The sequence below is a fragment of the Dyella ginsengisoli LA-4 genome (assembly GCF_000334915.1).
Lineage (GTDB): Bacteria > Pseudomonadota > Gammaproteobacteria > Xanthomonadales > Rhodanobacteraceae > Dyella_A > Dyella_A ginsengisoli_A.
Map to the genome: position 1 here is coordinate 1 of NZ_AMSF01000077.1, position 20,280 is coordinate 20,280.

Below are 20,280 nucleotides of genomic sequence, written 5' to 3' on the forward strand. Positions count from 1 at the left end.
GGGGGGGGGGGGGGGCGGTTGGGCTGGCTGGGGCACTTACCGCGGGCGGGGACTTAGTGGGTGATGCTGTGTCGGGGATTCCCTCCATCTCCGGAGGGGTATTAAGCGATGTAGATTCTGCCCTGAACTCGGCATGGACGGGTATAGCATCCGGAAGTATTGGTGCATACAACTCCGCCTCACAGTACGGTTCGCAAGTACAACAAAAAATGCAGCAAGATTGGACTGAATTGCAACAATCATTGCATTGATAAAAATGAACAACTATTTCCCCTTTTTGGGCGTTGGTGTGTGTGTAGGCATCGCCGTATTGCCGGCTATTTTCAACTTGTTTGGTGGTGCGGGCGGTGAGAACATCTATAAATACTCTCGAGGCTTCCGGGTGCTTCTATGGATGAGTTCATTGTGCATCTTATTTTCCGGAGTTGCGATCAGGGTTCTTGGGTCAAACCCTGGTCCAAGTGACATGCAGTTAGTGTTATCGGTCCTTTTAGGATTGTTGTTAGTAATTGGATGCGTGTACACCGATAAGTACCAGATATTGTTAACCGCGGACGGCATTGAGTTTGGTGCGTTTCGTAAGGTATTTATTCGTTACAGCGAGATAACGGGTCTGCGAAGAATTTCTGGTCGTACCCCGATACTTGAAATACACACTGGCGAAAGAGCGTACAGCCTTTCCGGAAACATTCAGGGGTTTGGAGGGCTTTGTGAATTTCTCGAAAGAAACTGTGGAAAAAAATTTAAGTGATAAAAGAGAATGGGTGTCGATTTTTGGCCGGTGAGCAAGACCATTTAATTTGAAGTCGCCATCCCAGCCGGATCAGGTTTGCTTTGGGAGCGGCAGTCGGACTGTCGGGCGGTCGCGCCCGTGACGGCGCGACTCACGCCGCACCAAGCGCGAGCGGGTACATCGGCGTCGCTACCTGAGGTTGGCCGAGGCCCGGCGTGATGTGTTCGACTACATCGAACGGTTCCACAATCCGATCATCCAGCGAATGCTCGATGCTAGAGATCAGGCCGTCAGGCTCTTAACCCAACCGTCCGTGGAAACGGGGTAGAACCCGGGGCGATGTACAAACATTGGTGTCAGACGGCCGCAGTTAGGTCCCAAGACCCCATCTACTGGGACCTTGAGCGACTGCTCACGATATGAATCTTCGCGACACCAAGCAGCCCCGTTCGCCCTCCTACATGTCGCCGTATGGCCGACTGTGCCTGACCCACCCCCGATAACCGGGCCATCAGCTGGTGGAGACGACGTCCCCCCACTTTTGAGTAGCGGGACGGTTTAGAGTCCAAGGTCACTTTACTTCTTGGCATAGGCGGCAGGCGTCAGCCCGCCCCAGAGCCTTCTTCGGTCGCTCCTGGTTGTGTTCCCGCCGACAGCGATCGGCCTGCCTGTCTCGCTCTGCGATGCCGGGCAAGGCACAGGGACGGCGCACGTCCGAAGCACGAACCTGACACCTGGCCCGGATCCATGGGCGTCGTGACCGCGATTTGTCGAGGTGCCCGGGCGCAGCGGAGTGACGGGCCGGTGGCAAACGGAACCTCGGAGCACCCTGCGGCCGATATACCAAGCCGCCCCTCCAGAAGGACGCCCTTCCACTGTCTCGACCGGAGCGAACCCGTACCGGCGCCTTTGCGAGGCGCCCCGGGCGTGGAAGTCGTCTCGAGCATTGGCGTCGTCGTCGCGCCGGGGCGAGGCTGCCAACGCGCTCACCAACCGGCGTCGTGGGCAGTCAGGGGGAAGAGGGGAACTTGCCCGATCGGCCCGGAGCGCGCATCCGCTGGCGGCGCTTGCTCTTGCGCATGAGCGACGCCACCGCCGCAGCCATGCTCTCCTCGCTCACCAGCCGGTAATCGCGGTGATCGAGGAACGCGTCCATCAGAACGCCCGCGTCGACACCCAGCGCTTCGCAATAATTGACGAATTCCATGATGTCGATCCGGCGCTCGCCGCGCTCGCACTTCGAAACGTAGGACTGCGTCGTGCGCAGCCGTTGAGCCAGCTCCGTCTGGGTGATGTCCAGTGATTCGCGGACCTGCTGCATGAAAGCCAGCAGCAGGTGGTAGTCGTCCTTATGGATGGTTCGCGTCATTGCGCCGCCACTGTGTTTCAGGGCACCGTAGATTTCGCGTGCAAATAGTCCAAAACGGAATATTTCACGTTTAAGATCGAACGCTCGGGGTCGTTAACGATGCACGCCAGCCGATCGCTTTCCGCTGGCCGCCAGACGAACGCCCAGCGCGTCGTCCGGCATCGCGACTTATCGGACATACATGCCCCGAACCGCTCGGCACCACGGGTCCGCCGAGCCCCACTCGGGCACCACGCTTTCTGGAGAACGCACATGCAATTCCCGCAGTGGTCGATCAAAGTCAGGTTGATAGTCACGCTAGGCACGCTCTCGGCCTTGTTGGCCGCGGTCGGCGTCATGGGCATGGTGGACCTGTCCGGCAGCAACGTCGCCCTGCGCGACATGCACGCCAACAAGCTGGTTCCCGCGATGGCGCTGGCCCAGGCGCTGGACCTGCTGGGCAGCGAACGGACCTCGGTACACCGGGCGATCGGCTCGCGCGATCCCGCCCACGCCGCGTCCGCCGAGCAGGCACTGCAGACCGACGCCGGCGACCTGAAACAGTTCCTGGGCACCTTCCACCAGGCCAGCCTCTCGCCGCAGGAAGCCGCCATCGGCCAGCACCTGGACGCGGACCGCAGCGCGTTCCAGCAAGCGATGAACTCGGCGGTCTCCGATCTGGCCGCCAAGCACTACGACCAGGCCACCCAGACCATGGACGGGCCGGCTGAAAAGGACTACGGCGCCCTGCGCCACGACATCGGCGCCCTGTTCAACCTGCAGGAAAAGATCGCCTCGGCCTCCTTCGCCACCGACGAGGCGCGCGAGTCGCGTGCGGCGGAAACGACCATCGGCGCCATTGCGCTCGGCCTGCTGCTCGCCGGCGCGATCGGCTTCCAGCTGGTGCGCTCGATCTCCCGCTCGCTCGCCGAAGCGGTGCGCGTGGCCGACAACATCGCCGGCGGCAAGCTCAACAACCGGGTGGAACGGATCTCCGGCGACGAAGTCGGCAAGCTGCTGCTGTCGCTGTCGCGGATGGACGCGAAACTGGCCGAGGTGGTGGCGGATGTCCGCGCCGGCTCCGAGTCGGTGAGTGCCGCGGCGCGGCAGATCGCCCAGGGCAACGACGACCTCAGCCAGCGCACCCAGGAGCAGGCGTCGAGCCTGGAGGAAACCGCCTCCTCGATGGAGGAGATGACCGCCACCGTGCGGCAGAACGCCGACAACGCCGTGCACGCCAATCATCTGGCCCGCGGTGCACGCGAGCAGGCCGAGCACGGCGGCAGTGTCGTGCAGCGTACCGTCGAGGCGATGGAGCAGATCTCCGCCTCGAGCCAGAAGATCGCCGACATCGTCGGCCTGATCGACGAGATCGCGTTCCAGACCAACCTGCTCGCGCTCAACGCCGCCGTCGAGGCCGCCCGCGCCGGCGACCAGGGCCGCGGTTTCGCGGTGGTCGCATCCGAAGTGCGCAACCTGGCACAGCGCAGCGCCGCCGCCGCCCGGGAGATCAAGGGCCTGATCGGCGACAGCTCGGAGCGCGTCCGACTGGGTGCCGAACTGGTCGACGAATCGGGACGCGCGCTGGCGGGCATCGTCGACAGCGTGAAGAAGGTCACCGACATCGTCTCGGAGATCGCGGCGGCCAGCTCGGAGCAGTCCGCCGGCATCGAGCAGGTGAACCTCGCCGTGACCCAGATGGACGAGGTCACCCAGCAGAACGCGGCGCTTGTCGAGGAAGCGGCTTCGGCCAGCCGGGCGATGGAAGATCAGGCCATGAGCCTGCGCCGCCAGGTCGCCTATTTCCGGCTCGACGACGCGGCACCCTCCCCCGCCGGAGAGGCAGCGAAGCCGTCCCGCCCGGTCGCGTCGACGGTTTCCACCGCCCCGCTCGCCGTCGCTGCGGCGGGAGGCTGGAACGAGTTCTGAGCGGTGCCCCGGCAGCCCCGCATCGTGCGATGCGATGCGGGGCCACGCTGACTTTGCGACGTACCCCCTCTTCAATTCCGGGAGCATCGAGTCAATGCGGAACAGCATGGAGACACTGGCCGAGCTGCAGCGGCAGCCAAGGTTGCTCGCGAAACGCTACTTCCTGCTGGGCCTGGCCTGGATCGCGGTCTCCGACTCCATCGCCGTGGCCCTGTCGCCGGGAAATTGGACAGACATCTATGTTGCCTCCAAGGGCCTGCTGTTCGTGGTGCTGTCGGCGGTGTTCATCTATGGCCTGCAGCGCCGCGCCGTCGACCGCTTCCTGCAGAGTCGATCCCGGCTGGATCGCCTCGAGCGCAGTTACTCCCGGCTGGTCGACAACCTGCCGTTGCCGTGTTTCGTGGTCCACCCGCAACACGGCCACATCCTGGAGGCGAACCGGGCCGCCAACGACACCTACGGCATGCAGGCGCCGGCCGGACGCATCCGTCGACTGGCGGACCTGGATACCGCTCCGCGCCTCGCGCTTCCGGATGCACCTGGCGAGCAACTGGCCCGACACCGGCGCGCCGACGGCAGCGATGCGGACGTGCGCCTGCTGAGCACGCGCCTGGGGCGCGAGGAAGGCGACGTGGATCTGGTGGTCTGCCTGGATATCACCGCGCAGCTCCACGAACAGGAGCTGCAGCGCCTGCGTGCCGGCATCGATCCGCTGACCGGCCTGCCGACCCGCGGCGTGCTGCACGAGCGGATCGGCCGGTCCATCCGCACGGCGCCGGACGGCCACCGGATGGCCGTGCTGTTCATCGATCTGGATCACTTCAAGCTGATCAACGACGTCCAGGGCCATCCGGCCGGCGATCGCCACCTGCGCGACATCGCCATGCGGATCGGCGCATTCGCGGACCGCCACGTGAGCGTGGGCCGCTTCGGGGGCGACGAGTTCATCGTGTTGATGACCGGCCTCGACGACGACGAAGCACCGGTTCGGCTGGCACGCGACATCCGCGCCGCGGTCGCCGAAGCCGTCTGCACCGACGACTTCGGGGTCGCCGGCACGTGCAGCATCGGCATCGCATGGTGGCCCGAGCACGGAGCGGATGCCGACACCCTGCTCAGTGCGGGCGATGCCGCGCTTGCCCACGCGAAGCAGAGCGGTCGCGACCGGATCGTGGCCTTCGATCCGAGCATGCGGCGTGCGGCCACCCGCTACGTATCGCTGGTGCAGGGGCTGCGCCAGGCCCTGGCGGCCGGTCGCATACGGTTCCGCTACCAGCCCCAGTACTGCCTCTCGACCGGGGAGGTGGTCGGCGTCGAGGCACTGAGCACCTGGCACGAGCCCGATGGCTCGGAGGTCAAGGCCAGCGAGTTCATCCCGGTCGCCGAACGCAGCGGCCAGATCGTCGAGCTCGGCCTGCTTGCCCTGCGCGAGTCGCTGGCGCAGCTGGGCGCGTGGAGCCGCGGCGGGGTCTACCGCGGCCCGATCGCGGTCAACGTGTCGCCGGTGCAGCTGCGTCAGCACGGCTTCGTCGACCAGGTCCACGCCTCGATCATCGCCTCGGGGCTGCGGATGGACCGGGTGGAACTGGAGATCACCGAGACGGTGGCGCTGCATCTGGACGATGAGCTCCGCACCAGTCTGATCCGGCTGGCCGCCATGGGCGTCACCATCGCCATCGACGACTTCGGTCGCGGCTACTCCAGCCTCTCGCACTTCAAGCGCCTGCCGATCGGCAAGGTGAAGATCGACGCCTCGTTCGTACGCAACGTGGACCGGCTGACCGACAGCCAGGCGATCGTCAGCTCGATGCTGCAGATGGCCGCCTCGCTGGGCATCGGCACGGTCGCCGAGGGCGTGGAGCGGATCGAGGAGGCGCGCTGGCTGCGTGACCATGGCTGCGACGCGGTGCAGGGGTATCTGCTCGGCCGTCCGGCCGCGGCCGACCGGCTCGACCTGGCGCGCAGCAGGGCGCTCGACCCGCCTGCCTGATCCCGCCTTCTCCCAGGATGACGGCCCGCGGTGGCGCGTCGGCATGTCGCACGTCCACCGCGTTGGCGGCAGGCGGCCCGAGGCGCACACTGGCGACTCCGGCGGATGCCCACGCTTCGAATCCCATGCCGCGAGACAAACACCGCAGCGATCGCAGGCAACGGACCGCCATCGACACCACGCACGAGGCCCCGGGTCCGCGGCTCGCGGCCGCCGCCGATCGCGAGTGTCGCCGGATCGTGCGTGCCCTGGCCGACACCCGCCACCGCCATCACGGCATCCATCGGGCGCGCAAGGCGATCCGCACGCTGCGCGCCCAGCTTGGCCTGCTGAAGCCTGCGCTCGACCGGCCCGATCGCGAGCGCCTGCGCCGGATCGATGCGCGGCTGAAGCGGCTGTGCCGGAGCCTGTCGCCACTGCGTGACGCCCACGTGGCCGCCGTGACGGCCAGCACGCTGCGCGGTGCGGTGACGCCGGCCGCACGATCGGCACTCGAAGCGGCACTGGTGGCCCGCCGCGACGAGACCCTGGAAAACGCGTTGCACCAGGACCCGGGCTTCCGCGACCGACGCCAAGCCATGGCAGCCATCCGTACCGAGGTCGCCGCCCTGCCCTGGCACGGCCTGGACGAGCGTGCCGCCAAGCGCGCACTTCGACGTAGCCGCAAGCGTGCCGAGCGTGCGGAGGGCAAGGCCCGCCGCCTACCCACATCGCCGATGCGACACCGCTGGCGACGACGCCTGCGCCGGCTGCGCCTGCAACTGGAAGCGTTCGGTGCAGCGCTACCCGCCGGCCCCGACGCCGTGCCGACGCACACGCCCGGACATCACGCGCTCAAGCAGCAGACCGACCGTCTCGGCCACCTGCAGGACGTGCAGCTGATGTGCCGGCTGGCACGGCGGATCGCCCCGGTCCGCAACGACCCGATACTGCGCGCCGCCCTGGCCGCGGCGATGCGCGAGGCACGCGCCGGCTTCGCCGCCGATCACCGCGGATGAGGGCCCGCCGCGCGCCCGGGTCACGGCGCGGCGAGCCGGGTACTGGGCTGGTCACGCCCGGGGCGTGAGCCGGGCTAGTCCTGAATCTCCCACGCGCGGGTCCTGAAATCGAACGACCACACGGCGAACGGCATGTAGGTCACCGCGTAGAAAAAGTGCGGCACCTGCCCCTCCTGCTCGTAGCCGGCGAGGTCCAGCCTGGCGGCCAGACCATCGTGCGACAGGCCGATTTCGGTGAGATCGTCGGGGTATCGATGATGGACAGCGTGGAAGTGCTCGATTTCCGCGACGATGGCATCCGCATGGCTACGCGCCACCGCATGCCGCCAACCCTGGACAGCCGCCACCACCAGCAGTGCGGCCACCCACGCCCCGAACACAGCGGCCAGGTGCGCTCGCGTTTCCGGCCTCCGGATGAACCGCGAAGCGGCGACGGGCAGCCAGATCAGCAGCCCCAGCACGACCACGTAGGCCATGAAACCGGCGTAGGGTGCCGACAGCAACGCAGCCGTCAGTGCCGCCATTGCGATCGAGCCCCGAAGCGGGCGCAGGCGCTGCGCCAATCGCATCACGGTGTCGGGCGTCCCAGTGTCGACGACAGCCGCGGGGCGCGCTGGCGTCGACGCAGCTTGACCACGAGGTCGATCGCCACGAACACCATCACCAGCGCGATGCCGCCGCGCGCACCCTGGTCGGTCGCCTCGGCCAGGAACATGCCACCGGTGGCGACCCACCAGCCGAGCAGCAACAGCCAGGCTGCGTCGAACGCGATATCCAGCCGGCGCAGGCGCACCGACCAGCGCCCCTGCGAAAGCGCCCGCGCCATCACCACGAAATGACCGATCCACAGCGGCAGCGCGAGCCAGGCACGCCCGTGCAGGAAGGCCGGATCGAACGCGAGCACACCCGGCAGCGGCGGTGGCATGGCGTTCACCAGCCACGGCAGGCTGGTCATCCCGGCCACGCCCACCACGAAGCCGGCCAGGCCGAATGCCATCGCGCCGCGATGGACGCGTTCGGGGTCCACCAGGCGCGGGCTCCAGGCCGGCTTCGGCAGGCCGCGCTGACGCAGCCACGCCGACAGCAGCGAGAGCATCACCATGAGGCCCGGCCACCACAGGGCACCCAGCCCCCAGCTCAGCCACCAGCGGGCGAACGACTCGCCGCGGAACACGCCGGGCAGCGTGAGCGCCCACTGCAGACCGACACCGACCAGCGCCATCCAGGCGAAGGTACGGGTCTGCTCGGCGGGAACGATGACCAGGCCCGGAGCGCGATAGCGTGCGGCGACTTCCGCCGGCGTACCGAAGCCGCGCAGCAGCTCCAGCACCATGGCGTCGTCGGCCGACCGGCCCGCCTCGCGGGCGCGATCGTCGAGCATGTCGGCCAGCAGGCCACGCAGTTCCAGGTCGATGCCATCGCGCGCGCCGCCGGGAACCCGGCGCATCACGTCGGCCAGGTAGGCGTCGATCACCTCGTTCGGATTCATGTCGTCCCTCCCTCCAGCAGTCCGGCCATGGTTCCCGCCAGGGCGTTCCATGAAGCCGTCAGTTCGGCGAGCAGGCGCTCGCCGGCGTCGTTGAGCCGGTAATAGCGGCGAGGCGGGCCATCCTCGATGCGCCACTCGGAGGCGAGCAGGCCCTGCCCCTCCAGCCGCCGCAGCAGCGGATACAGCGTCCCTTCCTCGATCGGCATGCCGCGAACGGCCAGCGCCTGGCGCAGCGAATAGCCGTACTGCACCTCCCGCAGCTGCGAGAGCACCGCCAGCACCAGGGCACCCCGCCGAAGTTCGAGTTCCAGCTTGGGTAGCGGATTGTCCTGCGGCTTGACCATGCGACACCTCGTAGCGTGTGACGCATCATACATAGAGTTACACAGTATGCAAGCGACGGCCGGCCCGACCGTCAGGCAGCCGGCTCAGGCGGCCGGATCGAGCAGTTCGCCGGGCACCGCGGCGAGCCGGTGGAAGCCGAGCCGGCCGCGCTTGGCGTGACGCTTGGCGCGGGCGGCCAGGGTGGCGATCAGCTCCGGGCGGCGGGGCGCCTGCGCCGGCACCTGCACCGCGCCGATCGATACCGTGGTGAGCGCGAAGAACTGACGCGCGCCGCGGCGATCCTCGCCCTCGATGCCGCCCCGGGCGAGGTCTTCGTCATCGAACAGCGAGCGGGCGCGCTGGTTGAACTCGGCGATGATGTCCGTGCAGCGCGCCTCCCAGTCCCCGCTCTGGAACAGCACCATGAAATCGTCGCCGCCGATGTGGCCGACGAAGTCGTGGCGGGCGTCGATGCGCGCGGTGAGGATCGCCGCCAGCAGACGGATCATCTCGTCGCCGCGGAAGTAGCCGTACTGGTCGTTGAACGGCTTGAAGTCGTTGAGATCGACATAGGCCGCCACGAATGGCCGCTGCTCTCGCATCAGCCGCTCGATGTGCTCGGTGACCGGGATGTTCCCGGGCAGGAAGGTCAGTGGATTGGCGTAGCGCGCCGCCTCGATGCGCTGCTCGGTGACCCGCCGCACCAGCGACTCGCCGGTGCCCAGGCCGAGATAACACCCCTCGCGGGTGACGATGAAACCATCGGTGAGGTAGCGCTGGTCTTCGCCGCGCAGCACGTCGGTGAGGCTGTCCAGCGACTGCTGCTCGTCGCACAGCAGCGGCTCGGCGTGCATGAACACGGTGCACGGCTTGCGCCCGAACAGCTCGCGCGCGAACGGCTGCGCCATGCGCTCGGCGAACACGCGGCGGTTGATCAGGCCGACCGGGCGATCGTGCTCGGTCACCGCCACCGCATGCAGCGACTCGTGACGGGCGAACAGCGCCACCACGTCGTCGTTGAGCTGGCTCGCATCGAGGTGGGGTGCGGCGATCACCATATGCCCGGCCCGCAGCGGTCGTTGCGTCACCGGTCCGCGCGGGCGCGGCGGCACCGGCACGGACTGGCTGCGGATCGCCTCGCGCGCCTCCGCGCTTACCTCGCCCACCAGGTGCGGCAGCGGCGAACCGAGCAGATAACCCTGCGCGTAGGTGATGCCCAGCTCGCGCAGCATGCGCAGATCCTCGGGCTGCTCCACGCCCTCGCCGACCAGCTCGGCGCCGAGGGTTTCGGCGACGCTGCACAGCGCGCGCACGATGGCGAGCTTCTCCGCGCTGCGCGCCAGCCCGTTGACCAGGTAACGATCGATCTTCACCGCCTCCGGATGCAGCTCGTTCCACATCTCGAAGTTGGAGTGGCCGTTGCCGAAATCGTCCAGCGCGATGCGCGCGCCGCGGGCGCGGAGGAAGCCCAGCGCATGGGCCAGCTCGGCCGGGTCCTCGACGATGTCGCGCTCGGTGATCTCCAAGGTGATGCGGTCCAGCCCCACGCCGGCCCCGGCCAGCACCGCGATCACCTGGTCCGGCTGCAGCCCGCCATGCAGGATCGCCTGCGCGCTCAGGTTCACCAGCAGCCGACCGTGGCCGCCCTGCGCCGCGAACGCGCCGCACACGGTGCGCGCCGCCAGCAGCTCGAATTCGCCCAGCCGCCCCCTGGCGCGGGCCAGGTCGAGCATGTCCAGCACGCTGAGGCCGCTGGCCGACTCGGCCGGGCGGCTCAATCCCTCGTGGGCGACCACCGCCAGCGTGTCCAGCCGCACGATGGGCTGGAACACCGCGCGCAGACCGGCGCCGCCGGTAGCCAGGTCCAGCAGCGAGCAACCGCGTTCGTGGCCGGACGCCGGATTCATCGCACCCCCGGCCTCAGGCCGTTGCCTCGTCGACGACCGTCGACGCGCGCGACGCTTCCGATACCGCCGCCTCGATGCCCGGCAGGCGGAAGAAATCCACGTCGCGCACCAGCGCGGTCACCGATTCCAGCATGGCCCGGCTCGCCGCCGCGGCCTGCTCGCCGAGCGCGGCGTTTTCCTGGGTCATCGCGTCCATTGCGATCACCGCCTGACTGGCGGCGGCGATCTCGTCGGACTGGCTGCGGCCGGCGGCGAGGATCACCGTGACCGTTTCGGCCAGGCGCTCGACGCTGTGGCCGATGCTGTCGATCACTTCGCCGGTGCGGTTCACCCGCGCCAGCCCGACCCGGACCGCTTCCTCGCTTTCGGCAACCAGCCCGCGGATGTCGCGCGCGGCCTCGGAGCAGCGCTGCGCCAGTTCGCGCACTTCGCTGGCGACCACGCCGAAGCCCCTGCCGTGCTCACCGGCACGCGCCGCCTCGACCGCCGCATTCAACGCGAGCAGGCGCGTCTGGAAGGCGACCTGGTCGATCAGGTCGAGCATCTCGCCGACGCTGCGGCTGGTGGTCTCGATCGCCCCCATCGAGCCGATCGCCTCGCCGACCGCGGTCCGGCCGAGCCCGGCCTGGGTCCGCGCCTCGGCCACCGCACGATCGGCCTGGATGCCGTGCTCGCGATGTCCCGCCAGCGTGGCGGCGACGCGGGACATCGCGCCGGAGGTCTGCTCCAGCCGCATCGCCTGCAGTTCGGTGCGCTGGCTCAGTGCGTCGTTGCCGTCGGCCATGCTCGATGCACCCTGGTCGAGCTCGGCGGCACGCTGGCGCACCCTGCCAACCACCTGCGCCAGCTGCCGGTCCATGCCCTTGAGGCCTTGCAGCAGGCGACCGATCTCGTCGTCATGGCCAGGATCGACCGGCACGCCCAGCGCGCCCTCGGTGATCCGCGCCGTCACCTGCGTGGCCGCCGCCAGCCGCCCGGTGAGCTGGCGCAGGATGCGCAGGTCCATCCACAGCGTGAGCCCCAGCGCCGCCAGCGCCACGACGATCAGCACGTACAAGCCGGTGCGGTTGATCCGGTGCTGCGTGGCGGCGGCAGCCTGGCCATCGTCCAGCGCCGCGGCGAACAGGTTCGAGAAGTCGCTCTTCAGCGGTCCATAGGCGTCCTGCACATCGTTGGACACCTTCAGCCGACCCAGGTCGAACTGCTCGGCCTCGAGCAGCTGCATGGTGTCGTCCACCGCATGGTCGAACGCCGCGCTGTGCGCATCGACCAGCGCCAGCGCCTTGTGCTGGCGGGTACCGAAGCCGCTGTCCCCGAGCCGCTTGCGGTACCTGGCGATGTCCATGCGGCGCGCCTTGATCAGCGTCCTGGCATCGTCCACCGACGAGGGCAGCTCGGTGAGCGCCGCATGGGTGAGCGTCTGCAGCACCTCGTTGGCATCGTTCTGGATGCGCCCCACCGCCGACACCGGCGCCAGCGTCTCGGACACCACGCCCTGCAGCCGCGCGTCCGAGCGGCTGAGCAGCCCGGCCGAGATCGCCAGCACCAGCAGCAACAGCGCGACGGTGCCGGCGAGACGGGCGATCAGGCGGGTGCCGAACGAGGACAGCGAGGGGAGAGACAGGCGCGGAAGCATGGGATGGCCGGCAGTCGAGGACGTGCGCTTAGCGGCGGGCGACACCGGAAACTTGAGCGAAATTTCCCATATTTCTCTTTTATTTCAATATCTTGCACGATACATGACAGGCCATCCATGTTCCTGTCGAAACCACGCCGCGCAGCCACGCAGCGCTGCATGCTCGCGCGGTCCGGCTGCATTTTTGTGACGCGGCGTGCTCAGCCGGCGGCGCGGGGCAGGCTCACGCGCACGGACAGGCCGCGACCCCATGGGGCATCGAGCAGCTCGATGCTGGCGCCGTGCAGTTCGGCCACGCGCTGCACGATGGACAGGCCCACGCCATAGCCCTCGTTGTGTCCGCCCGGCTCGCGATGGAAGCGGGCGAACACTTCGTCCCGCCGCTCCGGCGGGATGCCGGGGCCGTCGTCGGTGACCTCGATCAGCACGGTGGTGCCGGTCTGTCCCAGCGCGAGCAGCACGTGACCGCCCTCGGAGACGTGCCGCAGGGCGTTGTCGACCAGGTTGCGGATCAGCGCCAGCAGACCCGCGGCATAGCCGCTCACGCAGACCGGTGTATCGGGCACTTCCAGCGACACGTCCACGCGACGCTCGCCGATCACCGGCGCAAGCTCCTCGATCACCTCGCCGGCCAGCGGCACCAGGTCGACCGGCTCGCGCGGCCGCTCGACGGCACCGGCCTCCAGGCGTGCCAGCACCAGCAACTGCTCGACCCGGCGCGCCAACCCGTTCAGCGCCTGCTGCGCCTGGCCGAGCGCGGCGTCGGCATCGGCCGGGTCGGCATTGCCGATCGCCCCCTCCACGCTGATCAGGCTGGTGGTCAGCGGGGTGCGCAGCTCGTGCGCGACGTCGGCGCTGAAGCGGCGCTCGCGCTCCAGCGCATCCTCCAGCCGCGCGAGCTGGGTGTTGAGTGCCTGCACCACCGGGCGCAGCTCGGTCGGGGCAGCCTCGAGCGCCACCGGCTCGCGACTGCCGGGCGCGCGCGCGGCCAGCCCGTCGGCCAGCCGGTCCAGCGGACGCAGCCCGCGACGCACCGCCCAGCCCACCAGCAACGCGATCAGCGGCAGGCCGACCACCACCAGCAGCGCGTGGTCCAGCCACAGCGCACGCAGGATGTCGTGGCGACTGTCGTAGCGTTCGCCGGCCACGATGCACGCGCCGGCCGGCACGTCGCAGGTGCGGTAGGTGCGCCAGCGATAGCCCTGCCACTCGATGTCGGCGAAACCGTCGGCGGTCGTCGCCTGCACCGGCAGAGAGGCGAAGTTGGCGGTGGCCAGGCGCACCCGGCCGTCGCGGTCGATCACCTGGAAGGCGACCTCGGACTCGAACGTATGGCGCGACTGCGGCAGCGTCGCCGGGGAGTGACCCGAGGGCGCCGTGCCGGCCAGCGCATCGATGCCGGCACCTCGCACCATCAGCTGCAGCACGTGGGCGGCCTGCGCCAGCCGTCCGTCGGCCAGCTCGTCCATCTCGCGCAGCGTGATGCGCATGCTGAACAGGCCCAGCGGCACCAGCACCGCCACCAGCGCGCCGATCACCAGCCAGCGCAGTCGCCAGCGCAGGCTCGTCGGCCTCATGCCGGTTCCCGCGGCATCATGTAGCCGAAGCCGCGCACGGTCTGCACCGCGTCGGCGCCGAGCTTGCGGCGCAGCGAATGCATCAGCACCTCCAGCGCGCCGCGCCCGACCGCGTTGTCGAAACCGTAGATGGAGTTCTCCAGCGTCTCGCGCCGCACGATGTGGCCGGCGCGTTCCATCAGTGCCTGCAGCAGGGCGAACTCGCGGCGGGTGAGGTCCAGGCGTTCGCCGCGATAGCTGACCTCGGCGCTGCCCAGGTCCATGCTGATCGTCCCCACCTCCAGCCGGTTCGCCGCCACCCCATGGTGGCGGCGCGAGACCGAGCGGATCCGCGCGGCCAGCTCGTCGAGGTGGAATGGCTTGACCAGGTAGTCGTCGGCGCCGGCGTCCAGCCCGCTGACCCGAGCCTCCACGCTGTCGCGGGCAGTCATCACGATCACCGGCGTGGCGACCTTCTGCCGCCGTGCCTCGCGCAGCACTTCCAGCCCGTCGCGGCGAGGCAGGCCCAGGTCCAGCAGCACCAGGTCGGCGCTGCCGTCGGCGAGGCCGGCGATCGCCGACTGGCCGTCACGCAGCCAGGTGACCGTGTAGGCGAGCCGCTCCAGCGCGCGCTGGATGGCGGCGCCCAGTTGCGGATCGTCCTCGACCAGAAGGATGTGCACGCGTTGCCCTCGTCTGTCCCACATCGTTGCGGCGATCCGGGGAACCATGCCGCATCAACCTTCGAACAAGCTTAATGCCGGCCCGGGGCCGGCCCTGTCGCTAAGGTGATCCGAAGACAGGCCCGCTAGCGTGACCGTTTTCGATCGCGGACACCACGCATGCCCCGCCCCGCTTCCGCGCCACCGTTGGCCCGCCTGCCCTGGCTGCTGGCCGCCGCGCTGCTCGCCGGTTGCGCCAGCTATCACGCCCGGCCGCTGCCGGACCAGGCTGGCGCGCACCGCGTCGCCGACCTCGCCGCCCCCGCGCCGCCGCACTGGCTGCCGGCACATCGCTTCGATCCTTCCGATGGGCTGGACGTGACCGAGGTGGCCACGCTGGCCATCGCCAACAACCCGGACCTGCGCACGCAGCGCGACGCACTCGGTGTCGCCCGCGCCCAGGCTTTCGCCGCCGGACTGCTGCCCGACCCGCAGCTCGACGCCTCGATGGACTTCCCGCGGCACGGCGGTGCGGGCCTCACCAACGCGTTCGGCCTCGGGCTCAGTGCCGACATCACCTCGCTGCTGATGCGCTCCTCGCGCGTGGCGGTGGCCCGCCAGCAGTCGCGGCAGGTCAACCTCGACCTGCTCTGGGCCGAGTGGCAGACCGTGGCGCAGGCGCGCCTGCTGTTCGACCAGGTAAAGGCGCTACGCGCGAAGCAGGCCGCACTGGACGCCGAGCAGACCGCGCTGGCGCCGCTGGATGCGCGCGTGCAGGCCGCCCTGCGCGCCGGCAACCTCACCCACGACCAGGCCAGCGCGGGTCTCAACGCCCTGTCCGACGTGCGCCAGCAACGGGCCGACAACGCGCTGGCACTGCATCAGGCCGAGGCCGACCTGCACCACCTGCTGGGACTGGCGCCCGAAGCGCCGCTGCGGCTGGTCGGTCCGGCCTACGATGCCACGCCCACGACGACGCAGGTCGACGCCGCGCTGGCCGCGCTGCCGCAGCGTCGTCCCGACCTGCTCGCGCTGCAGGCCGGCTACGCGGCGCAGGAGGCCTCGCTGCGGGCGGCGATTCGCGCGCAGTTCCCGGCGATCACGCTGGGCGTGAACACCGCACGCGACACCAGCGCGGTCTACACCAACGGCTTCAGCCTCGGCATCACGCTGCCGCTGTTCGACCGCAACCGCGGCAACATCGCGATCGAAACCGCCACCCGCGAGCAACTGCGCGACGACTACCGCAGCCGCCTGCTCGCCGCACACGGCGACATCCGCCACCTGCAGGCCGACCTGGCCACGCTGGACGCACGCCTGACCACATTGAGCCGCCATGCACAGGCACTCGACGCCGGCCGCGCAGCCGCCGAAGCCGCGTGGGCCCGCGGCGACCTCGACTGGCCGACCTGGCTCAGCCTGCGCGGCAACGCGCTGGCGGCCGACCTCGCCCTGATCGACCTGCGCCAGCAGCGCGGCACCGACGCCATCGCGCTCGAAGCGCTGCTCGGCAACACCGATCTGGCCACTCCTTCCGACGACCGCAAGGCCGCGACGCCATGAATCCCAAACTCCCCCCCATCCGCCTCCTGCTGCTCGCCTCGCCGCTGTTGCTGGCCGCCCTGCTCGCTGCGTGCGGCGGCAGTGCGGGCGGTGACGACGACGATGACGCCGCTCCCAGCGCGAAGGGCGTGGTCGCCGTGCAGACGGTGAAGCCTGTGCGCGCCGCCTTCCACGCCACGGTGGAAGCCTGGGGCCGCGCGGTGACGGATCCCGCCCGCTCGCGCACGCTCAGCCTCGGCCACGGCGGCCAGGTGGAGGCGCTGGACGTGGCCCCGGGGCAGCGCGTGAAGCGCGGCCAGATGCTGCTGGCGATCGCCCCCGACCCGGCCGCGCGGGCCGCGGTGGCGCAGGCACAGAGCGCGCTGACCCTGGCGAAGAACGAGCTGGCGCGCACCCGCCAGCTCGCCGCACAGCAACTCGCCACGCAGTCGCAACTGGCCGCCGCGCGCAAGAACCTCGCCGACGCCGAGGCGTCCCTGCAGGCGCAGCGTGCGCTCGGCGGCGGCGCGACGCGCGAGACGCTCTCCGCACCGACCGACGGCGTGGTGACCTCGATCGCGGTGGCGCGCGGCGAACGCTTCGCCGCCAATGCCCCGCTGCTCGGCTTCGCGCCGGACCACGCGCTGGTCGCCGAACTCGGCGTGCCGCCGCCGGCGGGGCCGCAACTGAAGCCCGGCCAGACCGTCGAGCTGGACAGCGTGTATGGCGACGGCAAGCCGCTGACCGGCACGGTCACGGTGGTCGGCCAGGCCGTCGATCCGCAGTCGCGCCTGCTGCCGGTGCGCGCCACCCTGCCGGCCGACGCCGCGCTGGCCGACGGCACCGCGGTGCACGCGCGCATCCAGGTGTCGGACATCGCCGCGTGGTCGGTGCCGCGCGCCGCCGTGCTGCACGACGACCATGGCGACTACCTGTTCCAGGTCGAGGGCGACAAGGCGCACCGCGTCGATGTCACCCTGCGCAGCGGCGACGGTGACCCGGTCGGTGTCGACGGCCCGCTCGATGCCAAGGCGAAGGTGATCGTGCAGGGCGTGTACGAGCTTTCCGACGGCGACCGCGTGCGCGAGGCGACGAAGTGAACCTGTCGCTGTGGATGCAGCGGCATCGGCGCTCGCTGCTGTTCCTGGCCCTGATGATGGCGCTGGGCGGCATCGCCAGCGCGTTCCTGATGCCGGTGGCGCTGTTCCCGAACGTGGCCTTCCCGCGCATCCAGGTGACGCTGGATGCCGGCGACCGGCCGGCCGACCAGATGGCGATCGAGGTCACCACGCCGGTGGAGGAAGCGGTGCGCCGCGTGCGTGGCGTGCGCGACGTGCGTTCGACCACCAGCCGCGGCAGCGCCGACATCGCGGTGCGCTTCGACTGGGGCGCGGACATGGCACGCGCGCTGCAGGAAGTGAATGCGGCCGCCGGGCAGATCCTGCCGCAGCTGCCGCCGGGCACCCAGCTCAGCACCCGGCGGATGGACCCCACCACCTTTCCGGTGCTGGCCTACAGCCTGCGCTCGCACACGCTCTCGCCCAGCCAGCTGCACGACCTGGCCGAGTACCAGCTGCGTCCGCTGCTCAGCGGCATCAACGGCGTGGCCCACGTCGGCGTGCAGGGCGGCGAGGTGGCCGAGTTCCATGCCGACGTCGATCCGGACAAGCTGCGCGCGCTCGATCTCAGCCTGGACGAAGTGACCCGGGCGGTGGCACAGGCCGCCACCATCGATGCGATGGGCCGCGTGTCCGACCACTACAAGCTGTTCCTGCTGCTGGCGAACAACCAGCCGCGCACGGTGCAGGCACTGGAGAACGTGGTGCTGCGCGCCGGCCCGTCCGGTGCGGTGCGCCTTCGCGACGTCGCCACGGTGCGCCTCGACCACGTGCCGCAGTGGATCAAGGTCAACGCCGACGGCCAGAACGCCGTGCTGCTGCAGGTCTACCAGCAGCCGGACGGCAACAGCGTGCAGATCGCCAGGGAGGTGCGGCAGCGCCTGGCCGACTTTGCGCCGCAGATGCCGGCCGGCGTCAACGTGGCCAACTGGTACGACCAGACCCAGCTGGTGACCCACGCTGCCGGCAGCGTGCGCGACGCGATCCTGATCGGTGTGGTGCTGGCCGGGCTGGTGCTGTTCGTGTTCCTGCGCAACACGCGGGTGATCCTGGTCGCGCTGATCGTGGTGCCGGCGGTGCTGGCGGTCACCGTGCTGCTGCTGCGCGTGCTCGGCATGAGCTTCAACATGATGACGCTGGGCGGCATGGCCGCGGCGGTCGGCCTGATCATCGACGACGTGATCGTGATGCTCGAGCACATCATGCGCCGGCTCGGCGGCGGCACCGACGAAGCGCAGGTGCACGAGCGCATCGCCGGCGCCGCGTGGGAGTTCACCCGCCCGCTGACCGGCTCCAGTGCGGCGACGGTGGTGATCTTCCTGCCGCTGGCGTTCCTCTCCGGCGTCACCGGTGCGTTCTTCAAGGCGCTGTCGCTGACCATGGCCAGCGCGCTGATCATCTCCTACCTGCTGACCTGGATCGCCGTGCCGCTGCTGGCCGAGCGCTTCCTCGACCGCAAACACCGCGCCGAGCCGCCACCGAGCCGCTTCGGCCGGCGCATCATGGCCGGTTACGAGCGCACGCTGGCCGCATGGCTGAAGCGTCCGGTGCTGGTGCTGGCCCTGGTGGTGCCGCTGCTGGCGCTGGGCGGGCTGGCGTATGCGCGGGTCGGCACCGGCTTCATGCCGCAGATGGACGAGGGCGGCTTCATCCTCGACTACATCTCGCCCCCCGGCACCTCGCTGGAAGAGACCGACCGCCTGCTGCGCCAAGTGGAGACCATCATCCGCGCCAACCCCTACGTCGACACCTATTCGCGCCGCACCGGCCTGCAACTCGGCGGCGGCCTCACCGAGGCCAACGAAGGCGACTTCTTCGTGCGACTGAAGAACGGCTCGCGTCCCAGCACCGAACAGGTGATGGCGCAGGTGCGCCAGCAGGTGGAAGCGAAGGTGCCCGGCCTGGACATCGAGCTGTCGCAGTTGATGGAAGACCTGATCGGCGACCTCGTGGCGGTGCCTCAGCCGATCGAAGTGCAGCTGTACGGCGAGGATCCGAAGCAGTTGAACGACACCGCCGGCAAGGTCGCCGCGCTGATCGGCAAGATCCCCGGCGTGGTCGGCGTACGCAACGGTATCAATCCCGCCGGCGACGCACTGGAGATCCACGTCGATCCGGCGCGCGCCGCACTGGCCGGGCTGGATCCGGCCGGCGTGGTGGCCCAGGTCAACGCCGCCGTGGATGGCACCGTGGCCGCGCAGCTGCCGGCCGAAGGCAAGGTGGTCGGCGTGCGCGTGCGGCTGGACCACAGCGCGCGGCGTGACGTCGGCTCCATCGCCTCGCTGCCGATCCGCACCGCGAATGGCCATCACCTGCCGCTGTCCGAGCTGGCCACGATCACCCCGGTGCAGGGCCAGCCGCAGATCACCCGCGACAACCTCAAGCGGATGGTCGCGGTCACCGGCCGCATCAGCGGGCGCAGCCTGGGTTCGGCGATCGCCGACGTGAAGGCCGCGCTGGGCAAGCCGGGCGTGCTGCCGAAGGGCATGTTCTACCAGCTCGGCGGCCTGTACCGGCAGCAGCAGCAGGCGTTCCGCGGCCTGACCATCGTGATGGTCGCGGCGATCGCGCTGGTGTTCACCCTGCTCTTGTTCCTGTACGAGAGTTTCCGCGTCGCGCTGGCGATCCTGGCGATGCCGCTGCTGGCGCTGCCGGCGGTGTTCATCGGCCTGTGGGTGACCGGTATCGAGCTCAACATCTCCTCGATGATGGGCATGACGATGATCGTCGGCATCGTCACCGAGGTGGCGATCTTCTACTTCTCCGAACTGCAGCAGGCCGAGGCCGACGAGACGGCCGAAAAGCTGCCGCTGCACGACGCCCTGCACCGCGCCGGCAAGCACCGCACGCGGCCGATCCTGATGTCCACGCTGGCGGCGATCCTCACCCTGCTGCCGCTGGCGCTGGCGATCGGGCAGGGCTCGCAGATGCAGCAGCCGCTGGCCATCGCGATCATCGCCGGCATGCTGCTGCAGCTGCCCCTTGTATTGCTGGTGATGCCGGTGCTCTACGCGCTGCTGCAGCGCCGGCGCGCATCGACCTGACCCC

At 69.5% G+C, this 20,280-nt stretch carries 15 protein-coding genes and 1 pseudogene; 8 read left to right on the forward strand and 8 right to left on the reverse strand.

Annotation, left to right across the window (positions count from 1 at the left end; genetic code table 11):
* The first annotated feature begins 256 nt into the window (after positions 1-256).
* Positions 257-751 carry a hypothetical protein gene (locus C693_RS23855; RefSeq protein ID WP_157798654.1) on the forward strand — a complete coding sequence of 165 codons (495 nt, stop codon included), beginning with the start codon at positions 257-259 and terminating at the stop codon, positions 749-751.
* Positions 752-896: 145 nt separating this feature from the next.
* A pseudogene (locus tag C693_RS24295) lies at positions 897-1,061 on the forward strand (IS3 family transposase); the annotation flags it as partial.
* A 681-nt stretch (positions 1,062-1,742) separates the two neighbouring features.
* Here C693_RS24295 and C693_RS22065 read toward each other — a convergent pair.
* Positions 1,743-2,102: a helix-turn-helix domain-containing protein gene (locus C693_RS22065; RefSeq protein WP_017463477.1), complete on the reverse strand. Its 360-nt coding sequence runs from the start codon at positions 2,100-2,102 to the stop codon at positions 1,743-1,745.
* Between the two features lie 252 nt (positions 2,103-2,354).
* On the opposite strand from C693_RS22065, the gene C693_RS22070 reads away from it, so the two are divergent.
* From C693_RS22070 to C693_RS22080, 3 genes are all read left to right on the forward strand, one after another.
* Positions 2,355-4,010, forward strand: a complete 1,656-nt coding sequence (locus tag C693_RS22070) for a methyl-accepting chemotaxis protein (RefSeq protein WP_017463478.1) — start codon at positions 2,355-2,357, stop codon at positions 4,008-4,010.
* Between the two features lie 106 nt (positions 4,011-4,116).
* Positions 4,117-6,000, forward strand: coding sequence for a putative bifunctional diguanylate cyclase/phosphodiesterase (locus tag C693_RS22075; RefSeq protein WP_198506892.1), 1,884 nt, complete (start codon positions 4,117-4,119; stop codon positions 5,998-6,000).
* 125 nt (positions 6,001-6,125) lie between these two features.
* A complete protein-coding gene (locus C693_RS22080; RefSeq protein WP_017463480.1) occupies positions 6,126-6,998 on the forward strand; it encodes a CHAD domain-containing protein in 873 nt (290 codons plus the stop codon).
* Positions 6,999-7,072: 74 nt separating this feature from the next.
* Here the strand turns inward: C693_RS22080 and C693_RS0116975 are convergent, their stop codons facing one another.
* The 7 genes from C693_RS0116975 to C693_RS0117005 form a co-directional block, all read right to left on the reverse strand.
* Positions 7,073-7,567, reverse strand: coding sequence for a hypothetical protein (locus C693_RS0116975; protein WP_017463481.1), 495 nt, complete (start codon positions 7,565-7,567; stop codon positions 7,073-7,075).
* Entirely contained in the window at positions 7,567-8,487 is a 921-nt protein-coding gene (locus C693_RS0116980) for a hypothetical protein (protein ID WP_017463482.1), read from the reverse strand. The genes C693_RS0116975 and C693_RS0116980 overlap by 1 nt, the downstream gene beginning before the upstream one ends.
* A complete protein-coding gene (locus C693_RS0116985; protein ID WP_017463483.1) occupies positions 8,484-8,831 on the reverse strand; it encodes a PadR family transcriptional regulator in 348 nt (115 codons plus the stop codon). The genes C693_RS0116980 and C693_RS0116985 overlap by 4 nt, the downstream gene beginning before the upstream one ends.
* An 84-nt stretch (positions 8,832-8,915) precedes the next feature.
* A complete protein-coding gene (locus tag C693_RS0116990) occupies positions 8,916-10,718 on the reverse strand; it encodes a GGDEF domain-containing protein (RefSeq protein ID WP_017463484.1) in 1,803 nt (600 codons plus the stop codon).
* A gap of 13 nt (positions 10,719-10,731) precedes the next feature.
* Complete coding sequence (locus C693_RS0116995; protein ID WP_017463485.1) at positions 10,732-12,354, reverse strand: methyl-accepting chemotaxis protein; 1,623 nt, start codon at positions 12,352-12,354, stop codon at positions 10,732-10,734.
* Positions 12,355-12,554: 200 nt separating this feature from the next.
* Entirely contained in the window at positions 12,555-13,931 is a 1,377-nt protein-coding gene (locus C693_RS0117000; RefSeq protein WP_017463486.1) for an ATP-binding protein, read from the reverse strand.
* Complete coding sequence (locus C693_RS0117005) at positions 13,928-14,593, reverse strand: response regulator (protein ID WP_017463487.1); 666 nt, start codon at positions 14,591-14,593, stop codon at positions 13,928-13,930. Before C693_RS0117005 ends, C693_RS0117000 begins: the two co-directional genes overlap by 4 nt.
* A 159-nt stretch (positions 14,594-14,752) precedes the next feature.
* Here C693_RS0117005 and C693_RS0117010 point away from each other — a divergent pair, with 159 nt between their 5' ends.
* From C693_RS0117010 to C693_RS0117020, 3 genes are read left to right on the forward strand one after another with little or no spacing between them, the layout of a single operon-like run.
* The gene (locus C693_RS0117010; RefSeq protein ID WP_026107510.1) at positions 14,753-16,135 is read left to right on the forward strand and encodes a TolC family protein; all 1,383 of its coding nucleotides are present in this window, start codon (positions 14,753-14,755) and stop codon (positions 16,133-16,135) included.
* The gene (locus tag C693_RS0117015) at positions 16,132-17,214 is read left to right on the forward strand and encodes an efflux RND transporter periplasmic adaptor subunit (RefSeq protein ID WP_017463489.1); all 1,083 of its coding nucleotides are present in this window, start codon (positions 16,132-16,134) and stop codon (positions 17,212-17,214) included. Before C693_RS0117010 ends, C693_RS0117015 begins: the two co-directional genes overlap by 4 nt.
* 14 nt (positions 17,215-17,228) lie before the next feature.
* The gene (locus C693_RS0117020) at positions 17,229-20,276 is read left to right on the forward strand and encodes an efflux RND transporter permease subunit (protein ID WP_430536813.1); all 3,048 of its coding nucleotides are present in this window, start codon (positions 17,229-17,231) and stop codon (positions 20,274-20,276) included.
* Positions 20,277-20,280: the final 4 nt, after the last annotated feature.